This window comes from Pseudomonas sp. NFX71, from assembly GCF_048079215.1.
GTDB classification, from domain to species: domain Bacteria; phylum Pseudomonadota; class Gammaproteobacteria; order Pseudomonadales; family Pseudomonadaceae; genus Aquipseudomonas; species Aquipseudomonas fluorescens_B.
In genome coordinates, this window is the sequence record NZ_CP182230.1 from 552,134 (window position 1) to 573,668 (window position 21,535).

Consider the following 21,535-nt stretch of genomic DNA (forward strand, 5'->3'; position numbering starts at 1 on the left):
GCCCTCCTTATTTTTACCTGTTCCCACAGCATGCTGCCGACTTCCCGATCCCTGCGCCTGGCGCTATATACCTTGCTGATCATCGCGGGCACTGTCCTCGCCGCCACCCTGGCCATGCGTCACGCCGAGCGTCAGGCCTTGGTGGAAGACGCGGCCCGCGCCAATCTGCAATTGGGTTTGTACGCCACCTCCCTGCATACCCTGATCGAACGCTACCGCGCCCTGCCCGCCGTGCTGGCGCTGGACCCGGAACTGCGTTCGGCGCTCAAAGGGCCGGTAACGCCCGAACAACAGGATGTGCTGAACCGCAAACTGGAAAAGATCAACGGTGCCGCGCAATCCTCCACCCTGGAACTGCTTGATCACACCGGCCTTGCCGTGGCGGCGAGCAACTGGCGTTTGCCCAGCAGTTATGTCGGCCACAACTACGGTTTTCGTCCCTATTTCAGCCAGACCCGAACCCAGGGCACCGGGCGCTTTTATGCAGTAGGGGTGACCAGCGGGATTCCGGGGTACTTCCTGTCCAGCGCCGTCACGGGTGACGACGGGAAGTTTCTCGGCGCGATGGTGGTGAAACTCGAGTTTCCGGAACTGGAACGCGAATGGCGTCAGGGCAGCGACACGCTGCTGGTCAGCGATGCACGCGGAATCATCTTCATCGCCAATCGGCCGGGCTGGCGCTATCGCCAATTGAAACCGCTGAGCGAGAGCGATCACGCCGAGCTCAAGGCCACCCGCCAATACGACAAGCAACCGCTGACACTGCTGGACTATCAATCGCTGCGCCGCTTCGACGACAACAGTGAGCTGGCGCAGGTCGATGGCCCGGACGGCAAAACGGACTACCTGTGGGAATCCCTGCCGCTGACCACCGAAGGCTGGACCCTGCACCTGCTGCGCCGCCCCCAGGTGGCGTTCGAAGACAGTCGCAACGCCGCACTCGCCGCTGCCGGCCTGTGGCTGACACTGGTGTTTCTCCTGCTCTTCCTCAACCAGCGCTGGCGCCTGGCGAAAATTCGCCAGCGCAGTCGCGAAGAGCTCGAACAACTGGTGGAAGAACGCACCCGCGACCTGCGCACGGCTCAGGACGGCCTGGTGCAATCGGCCAAACTCGCGGCCCTCGGCCAGATGTCTGCCGCCCTGGCCCATGAAATCAACCAGCCACTGACCGCCCAGCGCATGCAACTCGCGACCTTGCGTCTGCTGCTCGATCACGGCCGCATCGACGACGCCTACAAGGCACTGAAACCGGTGGATGACATGCTGACGCGCATGGCCGCCCTCACTGGCCACCTGAAAACCTTCGCCCGCAAAAGCCCCAGCGGCTTGCGCGAACGCCTGGACCTGGCAGCGGTGGTGGATCAGTCGCTCGAGCTGCTCGACACGCGCCTGCGCGATGAACAGGTCAGCACCGTGCTGCACCTGACGCGCCCGGCCTGGGTGCGCGGCGATGCGATTCGTCTGGAACAGGTGCTGATCAACTTGCTGCGCAATGCGCTGGATGCGATGCAGGACAAACCCTGCAAACGCCTGGAAATCCGCCTCGAAGCCGACGAACAACTGTGGCGCCTGAATGTCATCGACAACGGCAGTGGCATCGCCGAGGAAAATCTTGCGAAGGTGTTCGACCCGTTTTTCACCACCAAACCGGTGGGCGATGGCCTGGGCATCGGTCTGGCCGTATCCTTTGCCATTGTTCACGAATCGGGCGGACGCTTGAGCGCCGATAATCACGACAACGGCGCGGTGTTCACACTCACCCTGCCCATCGACCCGGAGGCGCCTGGCGCATGCTGAATTCAGTGATGGTGGTCGACGACGAAAGCAGTATCCGCAGCGCCGTCGAACAATGGCTGAGCCTGTCGGGTTTCGAGGTGCAACTGTTCAGCCGCGCCGAGGAGTGCCTGGCGCAGTTGCCGAAGCATTTCCCCGGCGTGATCCTCAGCGACGTGCGCATGCCCGGCATGACCGGGCTGGAACTGCTGGCCGAAGTGCAGCGCCGTGACGCCGATTTGCCGGTGATTCTGCTGACTGGCCACGGCGATGTGCCAATGGCCGTCGATGCCATGCGCGATGGCGCTTACGATTTCCTCGAAAAACCCTTCAGCCCGGAAACCCTGCTGGGCAGCCTGCGCCGGGCGCTGGACAAGCGCCGGCTGGTGCTGGAAAACCGCGCCTTGCATGAGCAGGCCGACAACCGCGCCAAACTCGACGCGACGCTGCTGGGTGTGTCCCGTGGCTTGCAGACGCTGCGTCGGCAAGTGCTGGACCTGGCGGCGTTGCCGGTCAACGTGTTGATCCGTGGTGAAACCGGCAGCGGCAAGGAGCTGGTTGCCCGGTGCCTGCACGACTTCGGGCCGCGCGCCGGCAAACCGTTTGTCGCGCTCAATTGCGCGGCGATTCCCGAGCAGTTGTTCGAGGCGGAGCTGTTCGGTCACGAGAGCGGCGCTTTCACCGGTGCTCAGGGCAAACGCATCGGCAAGCTCGAATACGCCGATGGCGGCACGCTGTTTCTCGATGAAATCGAAAGCATGCCGCTGGCCCAGCAGGTGAAACTGTTGCGGGTGTTGCAGGAGCAGAAGCTGGAACGGTTGGGTTCCAATCAGAGCATCCGCGTGGACTTGCGGATCATCGCTGCGACCAAACCCGATCTGCTGGATGAGGCGCGGGCCGGGCGGTTTCGCGAGGATCTGGCCTATCGGCTGAACGTCGCTGAATTGCGCTTGCCGCCGCTGCGTGAGCGTCGCGAAGACATTCCGCTGTTGTTCGAGTCGTTTGCGCACAGCGCTGCCGAACGATTGGGCCGCACATTCCCGCCGTTGAGCGGCCCGCAATTGAGCCATCTGCTGAGCCATGACTGGCCGGGTAATGTGCGTGAACTGGCGAACGTGGCCGAGCGGCAGGTGTTGGGGCTGGGCGAGCCGGAACCGGTCGGGATGGATCCCGGGCAATCGCTGGCGGCGCAAGCGGAAGCGTTCGAAGCACATTGCCTGCGCGCGGCGCTGACCCGACACAAGGGCGATGTAAAGGCAGTGCTTGAAGAGCTGCAACTGCCCCGTCGGACCTTTAATGAAAAGATGCAGCGGCATGGGCTCACGCGGGAGATGTTCCTGCAAGACAGCTGATTTTTTGTTGCCTGATCCGGCCTCATCGCGAGCAGGATCGCTCCCACATTTGAACTGTGTACACCGGCCCCTTGTGGGAGCGAGCCTGCTCGCGATGAGGCCGGCACACACAAACACAAATCCCAGGGCCATAAGCGATTATCCGCTCACCCCCAATTCCCAATAAGCGGATTTCCGCTCACTCAAACCTCAACACCCCTCTAAACCGGCCCTCATTCCGTTGGCACAGCTCCTGCTATAGCCCACGCAGGCTGCGTTTCAACGCGCTCCACAAAAACAATTAAACGAAGGATCCTTCAATGGATAACTCCAACGCCCTGCCCCTTGGGTCGGCTGCCGTGCCGGCCAAAGAAAGAACCACCGCCAGTCGCATCAAATCGATTTTCAGCGGCTCGGTCGGCAACATGGTCGAGTGGTACGACTGGTACGTCTACGCCGCCTTCTCGCTGTACTTCGCCAAAGCCTTCTTCCCCAAAGGCGACACCACCGCGCAACTGCTCAACACCGCTGCGATCTTCGCCGTGGGCTTCCTGATGCGCCCGATCGGTGGCTGGCTGATGGGTCTCTATGCCGACAAGGCCGGGCGCAAGAAAGCGCTGATGGCTTCGGTGTACCTGATGTGCTTCGGCTCACTTCTGATCGCCCTGAGCCCGGGGTATGAAACCATCGGCATCGGCGCGCCGATCCTGCTGATTTTCGCGCGTCTGCTGCAAGGCCTGTCGGTCGGCGGCGAGTACGGCACTTCGGCCACCTACCTCAGCGAGATGGCGACCAAGGACCGTCGCGGTTTCTTCTCCAGCTTCCAGTACGTGACCCTGATCTCCGGCCAGCTCATCGCGCTGGGCGTGCTGATCGTGCTGCAAAACTTCCTGACCACCGAAGAGCTGTATGCCTGGGGCTGGCGCATCCCGTTCGCCATCGGCGCACTGTGTGCCGTGGTCGCGCTGTACCTGCGTCGTGGCATGGAAGAGACCGAGTCGTTCACCAAGGTCAAGAAAGAGAAAAAAGAAAGCGCCATGCGCACGCTGATGCGCCATCCAAAGGAACTGATGACCGTGGTCGGCCTGACCATGGGCGGCACCCTGGCGTTCTACACCTACACCACGTACATGCAGAAATACCTGGTGAACACCGTCGGCATGAGCATCTCCGACTCCACCACCATTTCCGCTGCCACGCTGTTCCTGTTCATGTGCCTGCAACCGATCATCGGTGGGCTGTCGGATAAAGTCGGTCGTCGGCCGATCCTGATTGCCTTCGGCATCCTCGGCACGCTGTTCACCGTGCCGATCCTGACCACCCTGCACACCATCCAGAGCTGGTGGGGCGCGTTCTTCCTGATCATGGCGGCGCTGATCATCGTCAGCGGCTACACCTCGATCAACGCGGTGGTGAAAGCCGAGCTGTTCCCGACCGAAATCCGCGCACTGGGCGTTGGCTTGCCGTATGCGCTGACCGTGTCGATCTTCGGCGGCACCGCTGAATACATCGCGCTGTGGTTCAAGAGCATTGGCATGGAAACCGGTTACTACTGGTACGTGACGGCGTGTATTGCCGTGTCGTTGCTGGTGTACATCACCATGAAAGACACCCGCAAGCATTCGCGAATCGAGACGGACTGAGTTCGTTAGCGCCACAAAAACAGGGGCAGACCTTAACGGGTCTGCCCCTTTTCTTTGCCCCACACAAAACCCTGTGGGAGCGAGCCTGCTCGCGATAGCGGCGTATCAGCAACACATTGGCTGACTGACACACCGCTATCGCGAGCAGGCTCGCTCCCATATTTGAATCTCATCGCTGGAAATTATCCGTTCGTCCTTGCACCATGACTGCCTCCCGATCCTCCCGGAATATATGCCATGCCCGACGACATCCACTACTACGAACCCGCCAACGGCCACGGCTTGCCCCATGACCCGTTCAACGCCATCGTCGGCCCGCGCCCCATTGGCTGGATTTCTTCCCAGGATGCCGACGGCCGCCTGAACCTGGCGCCGTACAGTTTCTTCAACGCCTTCAATTACATTCCGCCGATCATCGGGTTCTCCAGCGTCGGGCGCAAAGACAGCCTGAACAATATCGAGCAGACCGGCGAGTTCGCCTGGAACCTGGCGACCCGGCCACTGGCCGAACAGATGAACCAGAGCTGCGCGATGGTCGGGCCGGAGGTCAACGAGTTCGAGTTGTCCGGGCTGACGCCTGTGGCGTCGAAAGTCATTCAGGTGCCACGGGTTGCCGAAAGCCCGGTGTCCTTCGAGTGCAAGGTCACGCAGATCATTCAGTTGCAGCGGGCCGACGGCAACGTGGTGCCGAGCTGGCTGATTCTCGGCGAAGTGGTGGCCGTGCACATTGCCAAATGGCTGCTGAAGGACGGCGTGTACGACACCGCCGCGGCAGAACCGATTCTGCGCGGTGGCGGACCCGCGGATTATTTCCAGCTGGGGCCGGAGGCCTTGTTCAAGATGTTCCGCCCGGGGGCGGTCAAGTAGTTACCAGATCAGCTCGCCGTCTTCGCCGACGCCCTTGAGGTGCGTCAGTTGCAGGGCGGCAGCCTCGTCCGCTTCTCTGGCGGTCTTGAAGGTTTGCTCTTCCAGCAATTTGTTGAAGCGCGGTGCACCCGAGCCACCGATGGCTTTGGTGGCAATCGCCGCGTAGTAACCGCCTTCGCGGGGCACTACAGCGGATACGGCTTCGAAGGTGTCAAAGGCTTTGCGTGCCATGTCGCGGATCCTGGCTGATGGAAACTCGAGCCATTAAACCCTCAACCCGCCATTTTGTGTACCCAGGACTGGGTCTGACCCAGCGCCTGGACAGCCGAGACCTCTTTGAAGGTATGAAAATCGAGGCTGTTGACCACCAGTTCCTGCACCAGCTCGGCGAAAATCTCCATCGCCGGCGTGCTGAAATAAGCGGTCATGGCTTGCTGATGGGTCCAGAAACCGGACACCAGCCACAACTCCGGATCGCATTGCGAATGCTGCAGGGTAAAGCTCAGGCATCCGGGCGCGGTGCGCGATGGTTCGATCAAGGCGCTGAGGCGCGCACCGAGCTCCGCCGAACGCCCGGCGCGGGCGCGGACAAAGGCCATATGACTGACGGGGATCTGCGTAGACATGTTCAACCCTCCCAGGTACTCGAGTGGCAGCCGTGGGACGGGCTGCGACAGGATCCAAGGTTAAGCGCCCGCACGCTGCCCTGTTAGTCGATTCCTGCCGGCTTGTTGCACAATCCTGCGAAGCTGCCTTCAGCACCTGTAACAATGTGTAAAACCTGTCACGGCGCTGAAACACGAGGTTCGAGCAAGTTTTCCCTGTGCTAAACCGCCAGAACCACCCGCCTCTGCAACCTCGTGCAGAATCAGGCAAGCTTTTGGCAGGATGTGTCTACCGCTGCGCCTTGCACAAATTTAAGCTCAGCTCATTCCCACTGCTTCGCCGAGGATGCCCTGCATGTCGTCGCTCGATCACTTTCAAGCCCCGCTGGACGCCGACATGGAGAAACAGCGCGCGGAACTGGCGGCCATCATCCGTCGTAACACCACGGAGGATGGCAATTATGAGACCGCCGTCGGTTCGCTGTTTCTGGGCAAACACAGCAAGTCCCATGACTTCGCCCCGGTGCTGGCGCAACCGGCGTTGTGCATCATGGCGCAGGGGCGCAAAGAGGTCAGGCTGGCGGACGAATTCTTCAATTACGATCCGCTGAATTACCTGGTGGTGTCGGTTTCCATGCCCCTGAGCGGGCGGATCGTGAACGTCACGTCTGATGAACCGATCCTCTCGGTACGGCTGGACATCGACCCGGCGGAAATCACCGCGCTGATTGCCGACGCCGGCCCGCTCGGCGTACCAACCCGTCCGACCGGGCGTGGCCTGTATGTCGAACGGATCGACACGGCGATGCTCGACGCGGTGCTGCGCCTGGCGCGATTGCTGGACACACCGAAAGACATCGCCATGCTCGCGCCGCTGATTCGTCGGGAGATTCTCTATCGGTTGTTGCGCAGTCAGCAGGGCTATCGGTTGTATGAAATTGCCATCGCCAACAGTCAGAGCCATCGCATCAGCCAGGCGATCAAATGGCTCAATGGCAATTATGAGCAGCCGCTGCGCATCGATGATTTGGCCAGGGAGGTGAATTTGAGCGTGTCGACGCTGCATCACCGGTTCAAGGCCATGACGGCGATGAGTCCGTTGCAGTATCAGAAGCAGTTGCGGTTGCAGGAAGCGCGGCGGTTGATGCTGGCGGAAGGATTGGAAGCGTCGGCGGCGGGGTATCGCGTCGGGTATGAAAGCCCGTCACAGTTCAGCCGGGAGTACAGCCGGTTGTTCGGGGCGCCGCCGTTGCGGGATTTGGCGCGGTTGCGGTTGACGGTCTGATTCAGCCTTGAGGGGGTAACGGATGGCCCCATCGCTGGCTGGCCAGCTCCCACAGGGATTGTGGGTGATCACAAAATCGTGTGAACACCGATAAACCTGTGGGAGCTGGCCTGCCAGCGATGGGGCCAGTAAGGCCGACATCAAATCCGGATCAGGCACCCAGTACGCGGCAAGCCTCAGCCGGCAAGGTCACCGACACCGGGTTGCCAATGCTCAGCCCAAACCCCTGGCACGGCGTGCTCAACGCCGTAAACGACACGCCCGAACACTCAACGGTCGTCTCGATCGTCGCGCCGATATCACGCACGAACGTCACCTTGCCCAGCAACCGATTCCCCGCCGTCGCCTGCGGGTGCGACAGCTGCAGGTCTTCAGGGCGGATCAGCATTTTCACTTTCTCACCGACCACGATACTGCTGCAGATCGGCACGTCCAGTGCATCGCCGCCGGGCAAGCCCACCTTGCCATTACCCAGCGCCGTGGCCGGAAAGATGTTGCCCGAGCCGATGAAGTCCGCGACGAATTCGTTGGCCGGATGACGATAAATTTCGATCGGCGTGCCGACCTGCTGCACACGATGCTCACCCAGCACCACGACGATGTCGGCCATGGTCATGGCTTCACGCTGATCGTGGGTCACCATGATGGTAGTGATGTTCAGGCGCTGTTGCAGTTGACGGATTTCCACCTGCATCGACTCGCGCAGCTTGGCGTCCAGCGCCGACAGCGGTTCATCCAGCAGAAGGATTTTCGGGTGGTTGGCAATCGCCCGGGCGATCGCCACGCGCTGGCGCTGGCCGCCCGAGAGTTTCGCCACCGGGCGATCAATCATTTCCTTTAACTGAATCAGTTCCAGCAATTCCACGACCCGCGCCTGCTGGTCAGCCTTGCTGACCCCGCGCAGTTTCAGCGGATAAGCGATGTTCTCCCCCACGGTCATGTGCGGGAACAGCGCCAACGATTGAAACACCATGCCGAAATTGCGCTGATGCGCCGGTGTGTGGCCGATGTCTTCACCGTCCAGGCGAATCTCGCCGCCGGTCAGGGTTTCGAGCCCGGCGATCATCCGCAGCAGCGTGGTTTTGCCGCAACCCGAAGGGCCGAGGAAACACACCAGTTTGCCTTCCGGCAAATGCAGGTTCACATCCTTTACCGCACAGGCCGAGCCGTAATGTTTCTCGACGTTTTCCAGAATCAGACCAGACATATGAATCACCTCAAGAATCAGAACGAAACGCCACCTTCACCGACCAGCTTCTCCAGCGCCCAGATCAGGACGAAGTCGATCAGCACGATCAGCACGGCAAACGAAAATACGGTGGGGTCGAGCGACGACACAGTGCGGCTGTACATCCAGATCGGCACGGTCATCACGTCGATGGTGTAGAGAAAATAGGTCACGGTGAATTCGTTGAACGAGACGATGAACGCCAGCAGCATCCCCGCCAGAATCCCCGACTTCATCAGCGGCACCACCACATCAATGATCGCTCGCGTTGGCGAAGCACCGAGCATTTGCGCGGCTTCTTCGACTTCGCTGCCGATGGAAAGCATCGCCGCCGTGCAGTTTTTCACCACAAAGGGCAACGCCAGGATCACGTGGGCAATCACCAGCCGCGAGGTGGTCATCTGAAACGGCAGGCTGTCGAACACCAGCAACAACGCCAGGCCCAACACCACCATCGGAAACACCAGTGGCAGCGACATCAATTGCAGCGCCACGGCTTTGCCACGGAACTCGCAACGGGTCAGCGCATACGCCGCCGGCACCGCGATGATGGTGGCGAAGACCATGGTCAGGCACGCGACCATCAGGCTGGTGGTCATGGCTTTGCCGAGGCTCAGCACATCGCTGGAATCCGGCGAAACGAAGGTGTGCCAGGCGGCCTTGTACCATTGCAGGCTGTAGCTGCTCGGCGGGAAGTCGAGGTTCGACGCACCGCTGAACGACATGACGATCATGGTCAGGATCGGCAGTACCGCCAGCAGCAGGATGAAACCCGAGAGGATACCGGCGAACTTGCCGGTATCACCCGGCAACAGTGAATGCCGCTTCTTGATCACAGCGCTCATTGCGAAGCCTCCAGCATGCGGCGACGACGGCCGGTGATGTATTCGGAGAAGGTCATGATCGCGAGCGTGGTGACAATCAGTACCACACCGGCGGCGGACGCAGCGGGCCAGTTCATCAGCGGGGCGATCTGGTCATGCACCATCACCGCCAGCATCGGCACGCGCCGGCCGCCGAGCAGCAAAGGCACCACGAAACTGCTGGCGTTGTAGGCGAATACCAACGTCGCACCGGTGATGATCCCCGGAAAACTCATCGGCAACACCACCTGACGGAACACCTGCAAACGACTGGCGCCCAGCGTGGCGGCGGCCTCTTCGTAGGTACGGGCGACGCCGCGCATGGCGCTGGCGATCGGCAACACGGCCAACGGGAACGCGGTTTGCACCAGGCCCATCAGCACGCCGTTCTGGTTGTACAGCAGCATGATCGGTCGCTTGATCAGGCCCAGGCCCATCAGTGCCTGATTGAGCATCCCGCCCGGGCCGAGAATCACCAGCCAGCCGTAGCTTTGCAGCAGCAGGTTGACCAGCAATGGCAAGAGCACGGCGGCGAGGAAGATCCGGCGCACGAACGGTGAGGTCAGGCGCGACATGGTGTAGGCCACCGGGATCGCCAGCACGACGGCGATCACTGCGCTGATCAGCGCCAGACGCAAGGTCAGCAGCAGGGATTTCAGGTAGTACGGTTCCAGCAACTGGGCGTAGCTGGCCAGGCTGAACCCGGTCCACTCCGCGCCTTTGGTGCCCACGCTCATGCGCAGCACCAGCAGGCTGGCGGCAATCAGCACGCCGAGAAACAGCATCGACGGCGAGAGGAAAAACCAGGCGCGAGTCGTCGGCGAAACACCCCGATGGGCGCGCGCCGGAGCGGTAACGACCGGATGAGTCAGAGGTTGGTGTTCCATAGCAAGGGTCTCGTCAATGGAAAGCAGCAAGACTGAGATAAGGCAAAAACCTGTGGCGAGGGAGCTTGCTCCCGCTGGGTCGCGAAGCGGCCCTGATCATTCACCGCGCCCGTTCAGACAAAACGCGGTGTCAGGTTTCGCGGCTGCTACGCAGCCGAGCGGGAGCAAGCTCCCTCGCCACAATGGATCTTCAGACCTCAAGAATCAGGAAGAAAAGATTTCCGTGTAGCGACGAATCCATTGGTCATGCACGGAGGCCAGGAAGGCGTTGTCGTGCATGATCGCCTTCTCGGCAATCTGCTCTGGCGTGAGGATGTACGGGCTCTTGCGCGCTTCGGCGGAGATGATCGCCTTGGCGTTGACCGGGCCGTTGTAGATATCTTCAGCCATCTTGCCCTGCACCAGCGGGTCCAGAGAGTGGTTGATGAAGGCGTAGGTCAGGTCGGTATCGCCCGGACGATTCTTCGGCATTACCGAGAGCATCAGGTCGGTGTAGAAACCTTCCTTCATGCCGAACGTGGCACCCAGGCCGTAGGCCGGATCGCGGATCTGTTTCGGGAAGAAGGCCGGGGCGTACAGGCCACCCATATCCAGGGAACCGGTGCGGAACAGCTCGGCGATCTGGTTCGGGTTTTCACCCAGGGTCACCACACGGTCTTTCAGCTCGGCGAGTTTCTTGAAGCCTGGCTCGATGTTGTGCTCGTCACCACCGGCCAGTTTGGCGGCGATGATGATCAGGTCCATGGCCTCGGTCCAGTTCGGCGGCGGCAGGAAGATGTTCGGCGACAGCTCCGCGTCCCACAGGGCAGCGTAACTGTCCGGCGCTTCCTTGATGGTGCGGGTGCTGTAGACCAGGCTGTTGCACCAGAGCAGGTAACCGATCCCGTGGCCGTTGGCGCCGGTGCGGTATTTCTCCGGGACGTCGACCAGATTGGGAATGCGGTTGAGGTCGGGTTTTTCCAGCAGGTTGGCGGCGGCCAGACCTTCGGCGCCGACGCCAGCCAGGGTGATGATGTCGTACTGCGGACGATCACCCGCGGCCTTGAGTTTGGCGACCATTTCCGAGGTGCTGCCGGTGCGGTCAGCGATGACCTTGCAGCCGTACTTGTCTTCGAAAGTCGCCGCAATGTTGCGCAGCGCAGCCAGGCCGGTGTCATCAGACCAGGTCAGCAAGCGCAGGGTCTTGCCCTGGAAACGGGTGTCGCTGGCATTGGCCTTGACGAAGGGCAAGCTCATGGCCGCCGCTGCAACCGAAGCCACGCCCACGGTTTTGATAAATTGACGTCTGTTCAGATCATGCTCGCCCATTACGGACTCCCTTTGTTTTTGTAGGTATAAGGCAGGTCGAAACTGTTGCATCCGCGCGGCCGGACCAGCGCTATCCCTCGTATTTTCGGGGGTTTGGCTGAACCAGTGAGTTCATCCTGAGGTCGTGCAAAAAAGCTGACTATCGATAAAAACTCATCGAAGCCATGACATCAGTGCATGCCTCTATACGAAGCATGCACTCACCTTTTTCGTGCCGTCAGACGGCGCGAATCACGTGTTTGATTTCCTGGAAAGCCTGCAAGCCCCACGGCCCCAATTCGCGGCCGATGCTGCTCTGCTTGTAGCCGCCCCAGGCGGTCTGCGGGAAGATCACTTGCGGCGCGTTGATCCACACAAGTCCCGCCTGCAAAGCGTTGGCGACCCGATCCGCCGCCTCGGCGTCGCGCGTCACAACGCTGGCGACCAGACCGAACTGGCTGTCGTTGGCCAAGGCAATCGCCTCGGCTTCGGTGGTGAAACTGCGCACACAGATCACCGGGCCGAAAATCTCCTCACACCACAACGCACTGTCGAGGGGCACTTCGGTAAAAATCGTCGGTTGCAAAAAATATCCGCGGGGCAGGTCTGCGGGGCGATTGCCGCCGCAAATCAGCTTGGCGCCGGCACTCAAACCGCGATCGATGTGACCGAGCACGCGCTGGTATTGCGCCTGATTGACCAGCGCGCCCATTTCCACGTTCGGGTCGAACGGGTCGGCAACGCGAATGGCTTCGGCGCGGGCCTTCAGGCGCAGGAGGAATTCGTCGGCCAGTTCATCGGCGACCAGCACGCGGCTGGTGGCCGAGCACATTTGCCCGGCGTTGAAGAAACCACCGCCACAGGCCACTTCCACCGCCAACGCGATGTCGGCGTCCTTGAGCACCAGCAACGAAGATTTGCCACCCAGTTCGAGGCTCACGCCCTTCACGGTTTCGGCGGCGCGTTGCATCACTTGCACGCCGACCGCATTGCTGCCGGTGAAGGAAATCCTGGCAATGCGCGGGTCTGCCGAGAGGGGCGCACCCACTGCCAGGCCGGTGCCGCAGACCACGTTGAACACGCCCTTCGGCAATCCGGCGTCGGCGATGATCGCCGCCAGTTCCAGCTCCGGCAGTGGCGTCACTTCGGACGGTTTGAGCACTACGCAGCAACCGGCGGCCAGGGCCGGGGCGAGTTTCCACGCGGTGGTGACCATCGGGAAATTCCACGGCACGATCAGGCCGACCACACCGCACGGCTCGCGGCGCACACGGGCGCTGAAGTCATCGGTGGGCAACTCGACATTGCTGTCTTGTTTGGCATCGAGGCCTTCGGCCAGACCGGCGTAGTACTCGAACGTCGCGATCACGTCATCGACGTCGATGGCCGCTTCGAACAGCGGTTTGCCGTTGTTGCTCGACTGCAACTGCATCAACTGCTCGCGACCGGCCTGCACGCCGGCGGCAATCTTGCGCAGGATCGCACCACGCTCGGTGCCGGTGGTTTGCGACCAGGCCAAGAAGGCTTCGGTCGCTGCGTTCACGGCGTCATCGACGGCGTTTGCATCGCCGCCGTTCACGGTGGTCAGCAGCGCTTCGGTGGCCGGGTTGATCACGCGCAGATGTTCGCTGCCGGCCGACCATTTACCGTTGATGAACAAGCCATCCAGGGTGGTTGGAAAACTCATTTCGACACCGCCTTCATCCACTGGGTCTGATCGATTTCGATCAGGGTCGGGCCTTGGCGATCGGTAGCGCAGCGCAGTGCATTGCGCAATTGATCGACACCGTTGACCGCTTCAGCCGCGCAGCCCAGCGCCTTGGCGACGCCGATGAAGTCCGGGGTGTAGATGTCCACGCCAACCGGTTCGATGGCGCGGTTGACCATGTATTTCTTGATCTCTTCGTAGCCCTGGTTATTCCACAGCAGGACGATCACCGGCGTGCGCGCTTCAACGGCGCTGGCCAGTTCCGGCAGAGTGAATTGCAGACCGCCATCACCGATCAGACACACCACCGGAGGACGTGCGCCACTTTCAACGCTGCCGCCGAGCCAGGCGCCAATCGCCGCCGGCAAGGCGTAACCGAGGGTGCCGTAGCCGGTGGACGAGTTGAACCAGCGGCGCGGGCGTTCCGGGTTGAAGGTCAGGTTGCCGGTGTACACCGGTTGGGTCGAATCGCCGACGAACACGGCGTCCGGCAATTCGTGCAGGACGGTTTCGAGGAAGCGGGTCTGGGCCAGGGTCGGGGCATCCCAGGTGGCGGCGAGGTCTTCACGCAGACGTGCGGCGCGGACCTGGCCCCAATCGTTGCGGCGCTCGGCCAGCGACTTGTGGGACAGCGCGCTCAACAAGGCTTGGGCAGCGTTGCGCGAATCGGCCACCAGGGCGACTGTCGGCGGGTAGTTGCGCACGGTCTGGTCAGGGTCGATGTCCACGCGCAACAGCGCACCGGGAATCTCGAAACCGCCGGCGAAGGTGACGTCGTAGTCGGTTTCCGCCAGTTCGGTGCCAATCGCCAGCACCACGTCGGCCTCGGCCACCAGGGCGCGGGTCGCGACCAGGCTTTGGGTCGAGCCGATCAGCAGCGGATGGCTGGATTCGAGCATGCCTTTGGCGTTGATGGTCAGGGCCACCGGCGCGTCGAGCAGTTCGGCCAGCTCCGTCAGTTCCGCGGCAGCATCGATGGCGCCGCCACCGGCAAGAATCAGCGGGCGCCTGGCGCCGGCGAGCAGGTCGGTCATGCGGCTGATCGCGCTTGGCGAAGCACCGGCGCGGTCGATGTTGACCGGCCGGCTGGCGAGCAGGTCATCGGCCTCTTCGACCAGCACGTCCAGCGGAATTTCGATGTGCACGGGACGCGGGCGACCGGCCTGGAACAGGGCAAAGGCGCGAGCCAATACACCCGGCAATTCGGACGCCGACATCAGGGTGTGGGAGAACGCTGCCACGCCACCGACCAATGCGCCCTGGTTCGGCAGCTCATGGAGCTTGCCGCGACCGCCGCCCAACTGGTTGCGGGTCTGCACGCTGGAGATCACCAGCATCGGAATCGAGTCGGCGTAGGCCTGGCCCATGGCGGTGGTGATGTTGGTCATGCCAGGGCCGGTGATGATGAAGCACACACCCGGTTTGCCGCTGGTGCGTGCATAGCCGTCGGCCATGAAACCGGCGCCCTGTTCGTGACGCGGAGTGACGTGGTTGATGCTCGAACGGGCCAGCCCGCGATACAGCTCCACGGTGTGAACCCCGGGAATGCCGAACACCTGCTCAACCCCGTAGTCTTCGAGTAACTTGACCAATACTTCGCCGCACGTCGCCATGTCTTTTGCCCTTTTTGTTCGTTTGAGACGCCGGGCCTGCGCAGTGTTTATGATGAATGGGCAGGTCCAGGGATGGCCTCATTGGAACGGGCGACACGTAGCCGTAACAATGGATAAAAAGTCATACTAGCCATGTCCTCACGTCATACCTTGGATCCCAATGAAACGATTGCCTCCCCTGCCGGCGCTGCACACTTTTCTGATCACCGCGCAGTGCTGCAACTTCACCCGTGCGGCCGAACAGCTGTTCATCACTCAGGGCGCGGTGAGTCGGCAGATCGCCGGGCTGGAAGAACATCTGGGTTATGAGCTGTTCATTCGCCAGGCCCGCGGCCTGGATTTGACGGCTGAAGGGCGGGAGTGGCTGCCACGGGTGCAGCAGATTTTCGGCTTGATCGACGAGGCAGTCGAACAGATCGGCGAGAAGCGCGAAACCCTGCAACTCAAGGCACCGACCTGCGTGATGCGCTGGTTGTTGCCGCGTCTGTTGCAGTGGCAACGGGAGCGTCCGGACGTGCCCGTGGAATTGACCACCACGGTGAAGCACGGTGTGGATTTCCATCGCGAACAGTTCGATGCGGCGGTGATGTATGGAGCGCCACCGGACCGTGCGTTGACGTCTTATCTGCTGTTCGATGAGCAACTGACGCCGGTGTGTTCACGGCCGATGCTGGACGGGCCGATGGCGTTGCAGACACCGGCAGATCTGCAACAACACTTGCTGCTGCACCCGACACGGGATGAGCGCGACTGGAATGCCTGGTTGAAAGCGGCGGATCTGCAATTGAGCAACGTCAGCAAAGGCCAGCATTTCGAGACCCTGGACCTGGCGATGTCGATGGCGTCCCAAGGGACCGGTGTGGCGATCGGCGATTGGTCGTTGATCGGCGACGACCTGAGTGCCGGGCGGCTGGTCATGCCGTTTGAATTGAAGGTGAAGACGGGGTTGGCGTATTACCTGGTGTTCCCGGAGAAACCGGCACCTTCACCGCAGTTGCGCGAGTTGATGGGGTGGTTGGTAGCGCAGGCTCAGGCCCGCTGAGCGGACAAACTCCGTAGGAGCTGCCGAAGGCTGCTCCTACGGATGGGCGGTGTTTCTGGATCAGTAGCCGACTGTAAACCGCTGACGGGAATGCTTCGGCGCTTCCACTTCATCGATCATCGCAATCGCATAATCGGCGAAGGTAATCCAGCTGCGCCCTGCACCGCTCACCAGCAAATCGTCCTTGCCAATCCGGAACGTACCGGTGCGCTCACCTTCGACAAACTCTGCCGACGGCGACACAAAGGTCCAGTCCAGTTCGTTTTCCTGACGCAGGTTCTCCAGGAATTGAGCACCGGCACTGGCCTCGGTTTTGTACGCTTCAGGGAAACCTTTGCTGTCGATCACGCGAGTACCGTCCGGCAACAACAGCGAACCCGCACCCCCGACCACCAACAGACGTTTCACCCCGGCCTGTTTCACCGGCCCGATGACGGCGCGGGCTGGAAGGGTCGCAAAGTGCGCGGCGCTGATCACCACGTCATGACCTGCGACCGCCGCTTGCAACGCTTCGGCATCGAGGGCATCAACTTTCTTGCTGACGACTCCGGCACGCTGACCGATCTTCGACGTATCGCGGGCAATGGCCGTGACGCTATGGCCTCGGCGCAGGGCTTCTTCCAACAGCTGGCTGCCGGCACGGCCGGTGGCACCGATGATTGCGATGTTGCTCATGATGTTCTCCAGTTGGCTTGGGTGATCTTTGCAAATTTGAATGGTAGAAGGGCTTTTGTGGCGAGGGGATTTATCCCCGTTCGGCTGCAAAGCAGTCGTCAAAGCTTGGGACTGCTGCGCAGTCCAACGGGGATAAATCCCCTCGCCACAGGTGTGCGTGTTCATCACATAAATTCACTCACCCCACTTCATCTCGCCCTTGGCGACCTTGGCGCTCAGCTCCAGTGAGCTTTCTTCGCCGAGGGTCGGGAAGCGTTTTTTCATCGCAGCAATCAACGCCGCAGCGTCTTTGGCCTTGGCGGTTTCTTCGTCGAAGGCCTTGATGTAGTCCGCAGTGAATTGCACAGCGGCCAGGGAGCGCGCGCTCTTGCCGAGGTAATGACCCGGCACGAGAGTATTCGGTTTCAGGGTTTCAATGCTGTGCAGCGTAGCCAGCCAGTCGGTGTGGGATTGTGCGGTTTGGGTGTCGGCCATCCACACGTGAATGTTTTCCGCGACCACCACGCCCCCGACCACCGCCTTGATCGACGGGATCCACACAAAGGTGCGATCCGGTTGCTTGCCCTCCAGCCCCACCACCTGCAACTTCTGCCCTTCGAGTATCAGGCTGTCGCCCTCAAGCACGCCCGGCACGATGGTTCTGGCCGGTACATCGGCGCCCATTTTCGGGCCCCAGAACGCCAGTTTGCCGTCGACGGTTTTCTTGATGTGATCCACTGTCGCTTGCGAAGCGAGCACCTTGGCGTGGGGGAACGCAGCGGTCAGGGTGTCGAGGCCGAAGTAGTAATCCGGGTCACCGTGGCTGATGTAAATGGTGGTCAGTTGCTTGCCACTGGCGCGGATTCTTTCAACCACTTGCTCGGCCTGGGATTTGCCGAATTGCGCGTCCACCAGGATCGCGTCTTTCTCGCCACTGACCAGAACCGAGGTCACCGGGAAGATCGCCTTGTCGCCCGGGTTGTACACATCCAGTGTCAACGTCGATGCCGCCGCGTGAGCCGCGAAGCCAAGGGTGGCCGTGGCCAGCAAAATACGCTTGATGGAAGTGAAACCGATCATCTGTTGCTCCGTTGTCCGAGTGCCGTGCTTGGCGATGGATCAGAGCTTAGTTGCACGACTCAGTACAAAAAATGCGATGCTGGAACATAGTTTGTTTCTGAAATCGGGCAAATCATGGATCGTCTACAAGCAATGCGGGTGTTCGTCACGGTGGTCGACCTCGGTAGCCAGTCGGCCGCCGCCGATCATCTGGAGCTCTCACGGCCGGTGGTTTCGCGGTATCTGGCAGAACTGGAAGACTGGGTCGGCGCGCGCCTGATGCACCGCACCACACGCAAGTTGAGCCTGACAGCCGCCGGCAGCGAGATCCTGCCACGGTGTCGGCAGATGCTCGACTTGTCTTCGGACATGCAGGCTGCCGTCAGCGAGCCGGACGATGCACCGCGCGGCCTGCTGCGGATCAGCGTCAGCACTTCGTTCGGCCAGGCACAACTGGCCGATGCCATGGCGGCGTACGTCAAGCGTTACCCCGGCGTCAGCATCGACCTGCAGATGCTCGACCGCACGGTAAACCTGGTGGATGAGCGCATCGACCTGGCGATTCGCACCAGCAATGACCTGGACCCGAACCTCATTGCGCGGCGGCTGACGGTCTGCCGCTCGGTGATCTGCGCCGCCCCCGCTTACCTGGACGAGCATCCGGCACCGACGCAGGTCGAAGACCTGAGCCTGCACAACTGCCTGACGCACTCCTATTTCGGTAAAAGCCTGTGGCATTTCGAACAGGATGGAGAACAGGTCTCGGTACCGGTGCAGGGCAACATCAGCGCCAATGAAGCCAGTACGTTGCTGCGCGCGACGATGGCCGGCGCCGGGGTGGCGATGTTGCCGACTTATCAGGCCGGTGTGCATATCCACCGTGGTGAACTGATCCGCCTGTTGCCCCAGGCCGAACCACGCCAGATGAATATCTACGCGGTGTACGCCTCACGCAAACACATGCCGGCGGCACTGCGCAGCGTGCTGGATTTTCTGGTGCTCAGATTCCCCGAAGACCCAGCCTGGGATATCGGACTTTAAGAGGCCCGCTCCCACGGGGAACATCAGTGTTCTGAATGTCGGCCTACATGCGCAGAACGCGTGACTGGCAACTCACTGCCGCTGACCTATGCTGAAATAAGTACCGAAGGGTATTCGTTCAGAGGTCAACGCCATGAACATCAAAACAAGAAGATACCTCGCGATTTTCATCACCTGCGCGGCCACGCTGGCGCTGTATGGCACGGCGGCCTGGCGCGTCGAGCAGTTGCGACAACTGCCCCGTGAATACGCGAGCTGTAACTTCGAGCGTTGCATCCCCCACAACGCGACCCTCAACGCCCTTCGATAACGAAGCGGATCAGGCCTCGTTGTCCTGATCGGCCTTCAAGCGGTCGCGAAAAGCCTTGGGCGAGATCCCCACCCGGCGCCGGAACAGGCGCGTGAAGTTGGTCGGATCGGAAAACCCCAACACGTCGGACATTTCGTAAATGGTCATGCTGGTGTAGGTCAGCAAACGCTTGGCCTCCAGCAATTGCCGCTCGTGCATGATCTGCAACGCCGGTTGTCCTGCCAACTCACGGCAGGTGCCGTTGAGGTGCGACACGGAAATTCCCAGCCGATGCGCCAGGTCCTCTACCTTGACGTGTTGGCGATACGTCTCTTCCACCAGCTGGATGAACCCGTTGAGGTATTCCCGCGCACGCTGCGGACGTTGACTGGCGGAGCGACGTTGAAGCGCCTGACGGCTGACCCACACCATGATCACGCTGACCAGCGAATGCATGAGCATTTCCCGGGCCGGTTGATGGCCGGTGTACTCGTTCTGCAATGCAGAAAACAGACTGTTGAGGTACTCACCGTCATTGCCGGCCGGATAACTTTCGGCCTGGGCCAGGGCATTCACCGAGTTGCCCAGTTGCGCCTGGAGATGAGCGACCAGCGGCGCGGCCAGGGTCACGACAAACCCTTCGACATCCTCGGAAAAACGATAACCGTGCACCGATAACGGCGGCAGAACCAGGATCGCCGGTTCGCTCAGCTGCGTGCGTTTGCCTTCGATTTCAAGCTCTGCCTGACCTTTGAACACGAAGAGCAACTGGCACAGATCGGCGTGGCGATGGGGTTTGATTTCCCACTGATGTTCGCGGCTGCGTTTGGAGATGGTTTCGCAGTGCAACAAGTCCGGGGTCGGCCATTCCAGGCTTTCACCATAGAGCTTGAACACCGGTATCGAAGGCAGGTCAGGCTTGTTCATAACTTCAATCCAGGCCTCGGAAGGTGGTGGGCGATAATCGCACCGATTGGCAGAATGTACAGCTATCGGCTCAGTTTTCACCTTCAATTGACAGACCCGCAAGTGAAAAATGCAAGCACTCGATCCATAAAAATAATTCACCGACTCTGGTCGCGTGGAGCTTGCGAGTCATAAAAACAATGAAAACGCTGAAAACCCAAATCGCCATCATCGGTGCCGGCCCGTCCGGATTGCTGCTCGGCCAATTGCTGCACAACGCCGGTATCGACACCCTCATCCTCGAACGCCAGACCCCGGACTATGTGCTCGGGCGAATCCGCGCCGGTGTTCTCGAACAAGGCATGGCAGAGCTGCTGCGTCAGGCCGGCGTCGGCCAGCGCATGGACGCCGAAGGGCTGGTTCACGGCGGCTTCGAACTGGCCCTCGACGGGCGTCGGGTGCACATTGATCTGCAGGCCCTGACCGGGGGAAAAACCGTGATGATCTACGGGCAGACCGAGGTCACCCGTGACTTGATGGCCGCTCGTCGGGAGGCCGGCGCGCAGACGATTTACGAAGCCGGCAACGTCGTACCCCACGGCATGAAAACCGATGAAGCCTTCGTGACGTTCGAAAAGGATGGCGAAACCTGGCGGCTCGATTGCGACTACATCGCCGGTTGCGACGGCTTCCATGGCGTGGCGCGGCAATCGATTCCCGCCGAGAATTTGAAGGTGTTCGAACGGGTTTATCCATTCGGCTGGCTTGGGATTCTCGCTGACACCCCCCCCGTCCACGATGAGTTGGTCTACGCCCGTCACGAACGCGGCTTTGCCCTGTGCAGCATGCGCTCGGCGACGCGTACCCGGTATTACCTTCAGGTTCCTGCCGACGAACACGTCGAGAATTGGTCCGATCAGCGTTTCTGGGATGAGCTCAAGTCCCGGCTGCCTGCTGCGTTGGCAGAGTCTTTGGTGACCGGGCCGTCCATCGAAAAAAGCATCGCGCCGCTGCGCAGTTTCGTGGTCGAACCGATGCAGTACGGGCGGATGTTTCTGGTCGGCGACGCCGCGCACATCGTGCCGCCCACCGGCGCCAAAGGCCTGAACCTGGCGGCGAGCGACGTCAGTACGTTGTTCAATATTCTGCTGAAGGTTTACCGCGAAGGCCGGGTCGACTTGCTGGAGAAGTACTCTGAGGTTTGCCTGCGCCGGGTCTGGAAAGCCGAGCGGTTTTCCTGGTGGATGACCTCGATGTTGCATCGCTTTGACGATCACGACGGGTTCAGCCAGCGCATCAGTGAGTCGGAGCTGGACTACTTCGTCAGTTCTGAGGCGGGTCGAAAAACCATTGCAGAAAATTACGTCGGACTTCCGTACGAGGCTATCGAATAGCCTCCTATCGACTTACACTGGCGAGCATCCCCGCTCGCCCATGCCTCTTGCGGGACCCTC

General features: G+C 61.0%; 20 protein-coding genes. 9 read left to right on the plus strand and 11 right to left on the minus strand.

What is annotated here, in order from left to right; translation table 11 throughout:
• The first annotated feature begins 30 nt into the window (after window positions 1–30).
• The 4 genes from ACM1ZW_RS02550 to ACM1ZW_RS02565 all read left to right on the plus strand — a co-directional run bounded on the left by ACM1ZW_RS02550 (window position 31) and on the right by ACM1ZW_RS02565 (window position 5,614).
• Window positions 31–1,797, plus strand: coding sequence for an ATP-binding protein (locus tag ACM1ZW_RS02550; RefSeq protein ID WP_416740122.1), 1,767 nt, complete (start codon window positions 31–33; stop codon window positions 1,795–1,797).
• Entirely contained in the window at window positions 1,791–3,125 is a 1,335-nt protein-coding gene (locus ACM1ZW_RS02555) for a sigma-54-dependent transcriptional regulator (protein ID WP_017340515.1), read from the plus strand. Before ACM1ZW_RS02550 ends, ACM1ZW_RS02555 begins: the two co-directional genes overlap by 7 nt.
• Before the next feature lie 299 nt (window positions 3,126–3,424).
• Complete coding sequence (locus ACM1ZW_RS02560) at window positions 3,425–4,747, plus strand: MFS transporter (RefSeq protein WP_017340516.1); 1,323 nt, start codon at window positions 3,425–3,427, stop codon at window positions 4,745–4,747.
• A gap of 237 nt (window positions 4,748–4,984) precedes the next feature.
• Window positions 4,985–5,614, plus strand: coding sequence for a flavin reductase family protein (locus ACM1ZW_RS02565; RefSeq protein WP_017340517.1), 630 nt, complete (start codon window positions 4,985–4,987; stop codon window positions 5,612–5,614).
• Here ACM1ZW_RS02565 and ACM1ZW_RS02570 read toward each other — a convergent pair whose 3' ends face one another.
• Both ACM1ZW_RS02570 and ACM1ZW_RS02575 read right to left on the minus strand, forming a co-directional pair.
• Complete coding sequence (locus ACM1ZW_RS02570; protein ID WP_017340518.1) at window positions 5,615–5,845, minus strand: hypothetical protein; 231 nt, start codon at window positions 5,843–5,845, stop codon at window positions 5,615–5,617.
• Between the two features lie 41 nt (window positions 5,846–5,886).
• Window positions 5,887–6,240 carry a putative quinol monooxygenase gene (locus ACM1ZW_RS02575; protein ID WP_414877848.1) on the minus strand — a complete coding sequence of 118 codons (354 nt, stop codon included), beginning with the start codon at window positions 6,238–6,240 and terminating at the stop codon, window positions 5,887–5,889.
• A gap of 334 nt (window positions 6,241–6,574) precedes the next feature.
• On the opposite strand from ACM1ZW_RS02575, the gene ACM1ZW_RS02580 reads away from it, so the two are divergent.
• Window positions 6,575–7,504 (plus strand): AraC family transcriptional regulator, encoded by a 930-nt coding sequence (locus tag ACM1ZW_RS02580; RefSeq protein WP_017340520.1) that lies wholly within the window; start codon window positions 6,575–6,577, stop codon window positions 7,502–7,504.
• Window positions 7,505–7,655: 151 nt separating this feature from the next.
• Here the strand turns inward: ACM1ZW_RS02580 and ACM1ZW_RS02585 are convergent, their stop codons facing one another.
• From ACM1ZW_RS02585 to ACM1ZW_RS02610, 6 genes are all read right to left on the minus strand, one after another.
• Window positions 7,656–8,711 carry an ABC transporter ATP-binding protein gene (locus ACM1ZW_RS02585; RefSeq protein WP_416740123.1) on the minus strand — a complete coding sequence of 352 codons (1,056 nt, stop codon included), beginning with the start codon at window positions 8,709–8,711 and terminating at the stop codon, window positions 7,656–7,658.
• Window positions 8,712–8,728: 17 nt separating this feature from the next.
• Window positions 8,729–9,577: an ABC transporter permease gene (locus ACM1ZW_RS02590; protein ID WP_017340522.1), complete on the minus strand. Its 849-nt coding sequence runs from the start codon at window positions 9,575–9,577 to the stop codon at window positions 8,729–8,731.
• Window positions 9,574–10,482: an ABC transporter permease gene (locus ACM1ZW_RS02595; RefSeq protein ID WP_017340523.1), complete on the minus strand. Its 909-nt coding sequence runs from the start codon at window positions 10,480–10,482 to the stop codon at window positions 9,574–9,576. Before ACM1ZW_RS02595 ends, ACM1ZW_RS02590 begins: the two co-directional genes overlap by 4 nt.
• Before the next feature lie 204 nt (window positions 10,483–10,686).
• Window positions 10,687–11,790, minus strand: a complete 1,104-nt coding sequence (locus ACM1ZW_RS02600; protein ID WP_010457579.1) for an extracellular solute-binding protein — start codon at window positions 11,788–11,790, stop codon at window positions 10,687–10,689.
• A gap of 217 nt (window positions 11,791–12,007) precedes the next feature.
• A complete protein-coding gene (locus tag ACM1ZW_RS02605) occupies window positions 12,008–13,456 on the minus strand; it encodes an aldehyde dehydrogenase family protein (RefSeq protein WP_017340524.1) in 1,449 nt (482 codons plus the stop codon).
• Complete coding sequence (locus tag ACM1ZW_RS02610; protein ID WP_414877847.1) at window positions 13,453–15,090, minus strand: 5-guanidino-2-oxopentanoate decarboxylase; 1,638 nt, start codon at window positions 15,088–15,090, stop codon at window positions 13,453–13,455. Before ACM1ZW_RS02610 ends, ACM1ZW_RS02605 begins: the two co-directional genes overlap by 4 nt.
• A gap of 160 nt (window positions 15,091–15,250) precedes the next feature.
• Between ACM1ZW_RS02610 and ACM1ZW_RS02615 the strand changes: the two genes are divergently transcribed.
• On the plus strand, window positions 15,251–16,132 hold the full coding sequence (locus tag ACM1ZW_RS02615) for a LysR substrate-binding domain-containing protein (RefSeq protein ID WP_017340526.1): 882 nt from the start codon (window positions 15,251–15,253) through the stop codon (window positions 16,130–16,132).
• A gap of 60 nt (window positions 16,133–16,192) precedes the next feature.
• Here ACM1ZW_RS02615 and ACM1ZW_RS02620 read toward each other — a convergent pair whose 3' ends face one another.
• Complete coding sequence (locus ACM1ZW_RS02620; protein ID WP_017340527.1) at window positions 16,193–16,807, minus strand: NAD(P)-dependent oxidoreductase; 615 nt, start codon at window positions 16,805–16,807, stop codon at window positions 16,193–16,195.
• A 174-nt stretch (window positions 16,808–16,981) separates the two neighbouring features.
• Window positions 16,982–17,866, minus strand: coding sequence for an MBL fold metallo-hydrolase (locus ACM1ZW_RS02625; protein ID WP_416740124.1), 885 nt, complete (start codon window positions 17,864–17,866; stop codon window positions 16,982–16,984).
• A 114-nt stretch (window positions 17,867–17,980) separates the two neighbouring features.
• Here ACM1ZW_RS02625 and ACM1ZW_RS02630 point away from each other — a divergent pair, with 114 nt between their 5' ends.
• Window positions 17,981–18,886 carry a LysR family transcriptional regulator gene (locus tag ACM1ZW_RS02630; RefSeq protein ID WP_416740125.1) on the plus strand — a complete coding sequence of 302 codons (906 nt, stop codon included), beginning with the start codon at window positions 17,981–17,983 and terminating at the stop codon, window positions 18,884–18,886.
• Between the two features lie 133 nt (window positions 18,887–19,019).
• The gene (locus ACM1ZW_RS02635) at window positions 19,020–19,196 is read left to right on the plus strand and encodes a hypothetical protein (RefSeq protein WP_017340530.1); all 177 of its coding nucleotides are present in this window, start codon (window positions 19,020–19,022) and stop codon (window positions 19,194–19,196) included.
• Between the two features lie 9 nt (window positions 19,197–19,205).
• Here ACM1ZW_RS02635 and ACM1ZW_RS02640 read toward each other — a convergent pair whose 3' ends face one another.
• On the minus strand, window positions 19,206–20,102 hold the full coding sequence (locus ACM1ZW_RS02640) for a helix-turn-helix domain-containing protein (protein ID WP_017340531.1): 897 nt from the start codon (window positions 20,100–20,102) through the stop codon (window positions 19,206–19,208).
• A gap of 188 nt (window positions 20,103–20,290) precedes the next feature.
• On the opposite strand from ACM1ZW_RS02640, the gene pobA reads away from it, so the two are divergent.
• A complete protein-coding gene (gene pobA / locus ACM1ZW_RS02645; protein WP_414877909.1) occupies window positions 20,291–21,475 on the plus strand; it encodes a 4-hydroxybenzoate 3-monooxygenase in 1,185 nt (394 codons plus the stop codon).
• Window positions 21,476–21,535 lie beyond the last annotated feature (60 nt).

Coding starts and splice junctions, on each gene's coding strand:
- ACM1ZW_RS02550 (WP_416740122.1), top strand. CDS start 31: ATGCTGCCGACTTCCCGATCCCTGCGCCTGGCGCTATATACCTTGCTG.
- ACM1ZW_RS02555 (WP_017340515.1), top strand. CDS start 1,791: ATGCTGAATTCAGTGATGGTGGTCGACGACGAAAGCAGTATCCGCAGC.
- ACM1ZW_RS02560 (WP_017340516.1), top strand. CDS start 3,425: ATGGATAACTCCAACGCCCTGCCCCTTGGGTCGGCTGCCGTGCCGGCC.
- ACM1ZW_RS02565 (WP_017340517.1), top strand. CDS start 4,985: ATGCCCGACGACATCCACTACTACGAACCCGCCAACGGCCACGGCTTG.
- ACM1ZW_RS02570 (WP_017340518.1), bottom strand. CDS start 5,845: ATGGCACGCAAAGCCTTTGACACCTTCGAAGCCGTATCCGCTGTAGTG.
- ACM1ZW_RS02575 (WP_414877848.1), bottom strand. CDS start 6,240: ATGTCTACGCAGATCCCCGTCAGTCATATGGCCTTTGTCCGCGCCCGC.
- ACM1ZW_RS02580 (WP_017340520.1), top strand. CDS start 6,575: ATGTCGTCGCTCGATCACTTTCAAGCCCCGCTGGACGCCGACATGGAG.
- ACM1ZW_RS02585 (WP_416740123.1), bottom strand. CDS start 8,711: ATGTCTGGTCTGATTCTGGAAAACGTCGAGAAACATTACGGCTCGGCC.
- ACM1ZW_RS02590 (WP_017340522.1), bottom strand. CDS start 9,577: ATGAGCGCTGTGATCAAGAAGCGGCATTCACTGTTGCCGGGTGATACC.
- ACM1ZW_RS02595 (WP_017340523.1), bottom strand. CDS start 10,482: ATGGAACACCAACCTCTGACTCATCCGGTCGTTACCGCTCCGGCGCGC.
- ACM1ZW_RS02600 (WP_010457579.1), bottom strand. CDS start 11,790: ATGGGCGAGCATGATCTGAACAGACGTCAATTTATCAAAACCGTGGGC.
- ACM1ZW_RS02605 (WP_017340524.1), bottom strand. CDS start 13,456: ATGAGTTTTCCAACCACCCTGGATGGCTTGTTCATCAACGGTAAATGG.
- ACM1ZW_RS02610 (WP_414877847.1), bottom strand. CDS start 15,090: ATGGCGACGTGCGGCGAAGTATTGGTCAAGTTACTCGAAGACTACGGG.
- ACM1ZW_RS02615 (WP_017340526.1), top strand. CDS start 15,251: ATGAAACGATTGCCTCCCCTGCCGGCGCTGCACACTTTTCTGATCACC.
- ACM1ZW_RS02620 (WP_017340527.1), bottom strand. CDS start 16,807: ATGAGCAACATCGCAATCATCGGTGCCACCGGCCGTGCCGGCAGCCAG.
- ACM1ZW_RS02625 (WP_416740124.1), bottom strand. CDS start 17,866: ATGATCGGTTTCACTTCCATCAAGCGTATTTTGCTGGCCACGGCCACC.
- ACM1ZW_RS02630 (WP_416740125.1), top strand. CDS start 17,981: ATGGATCGTCTACAAGCAATGCGGGTGTTCGTCACGGTGGTCGACCTC.
- ACM1ZW_RS02635 (WP_017340530.1), top strand. CDS start 19,020: ATGAACATCAAAACAAGAAGATACCTCGCGATTTTCATCACCTGCGCG.
- ACM1ZW_RS02640 (WP_017340531.1), bottom strand. CDS start 20,102: ATGAACAAGCCTGACCTGCCTTCGATACCGGTGTTCAAGCTCTATGGT.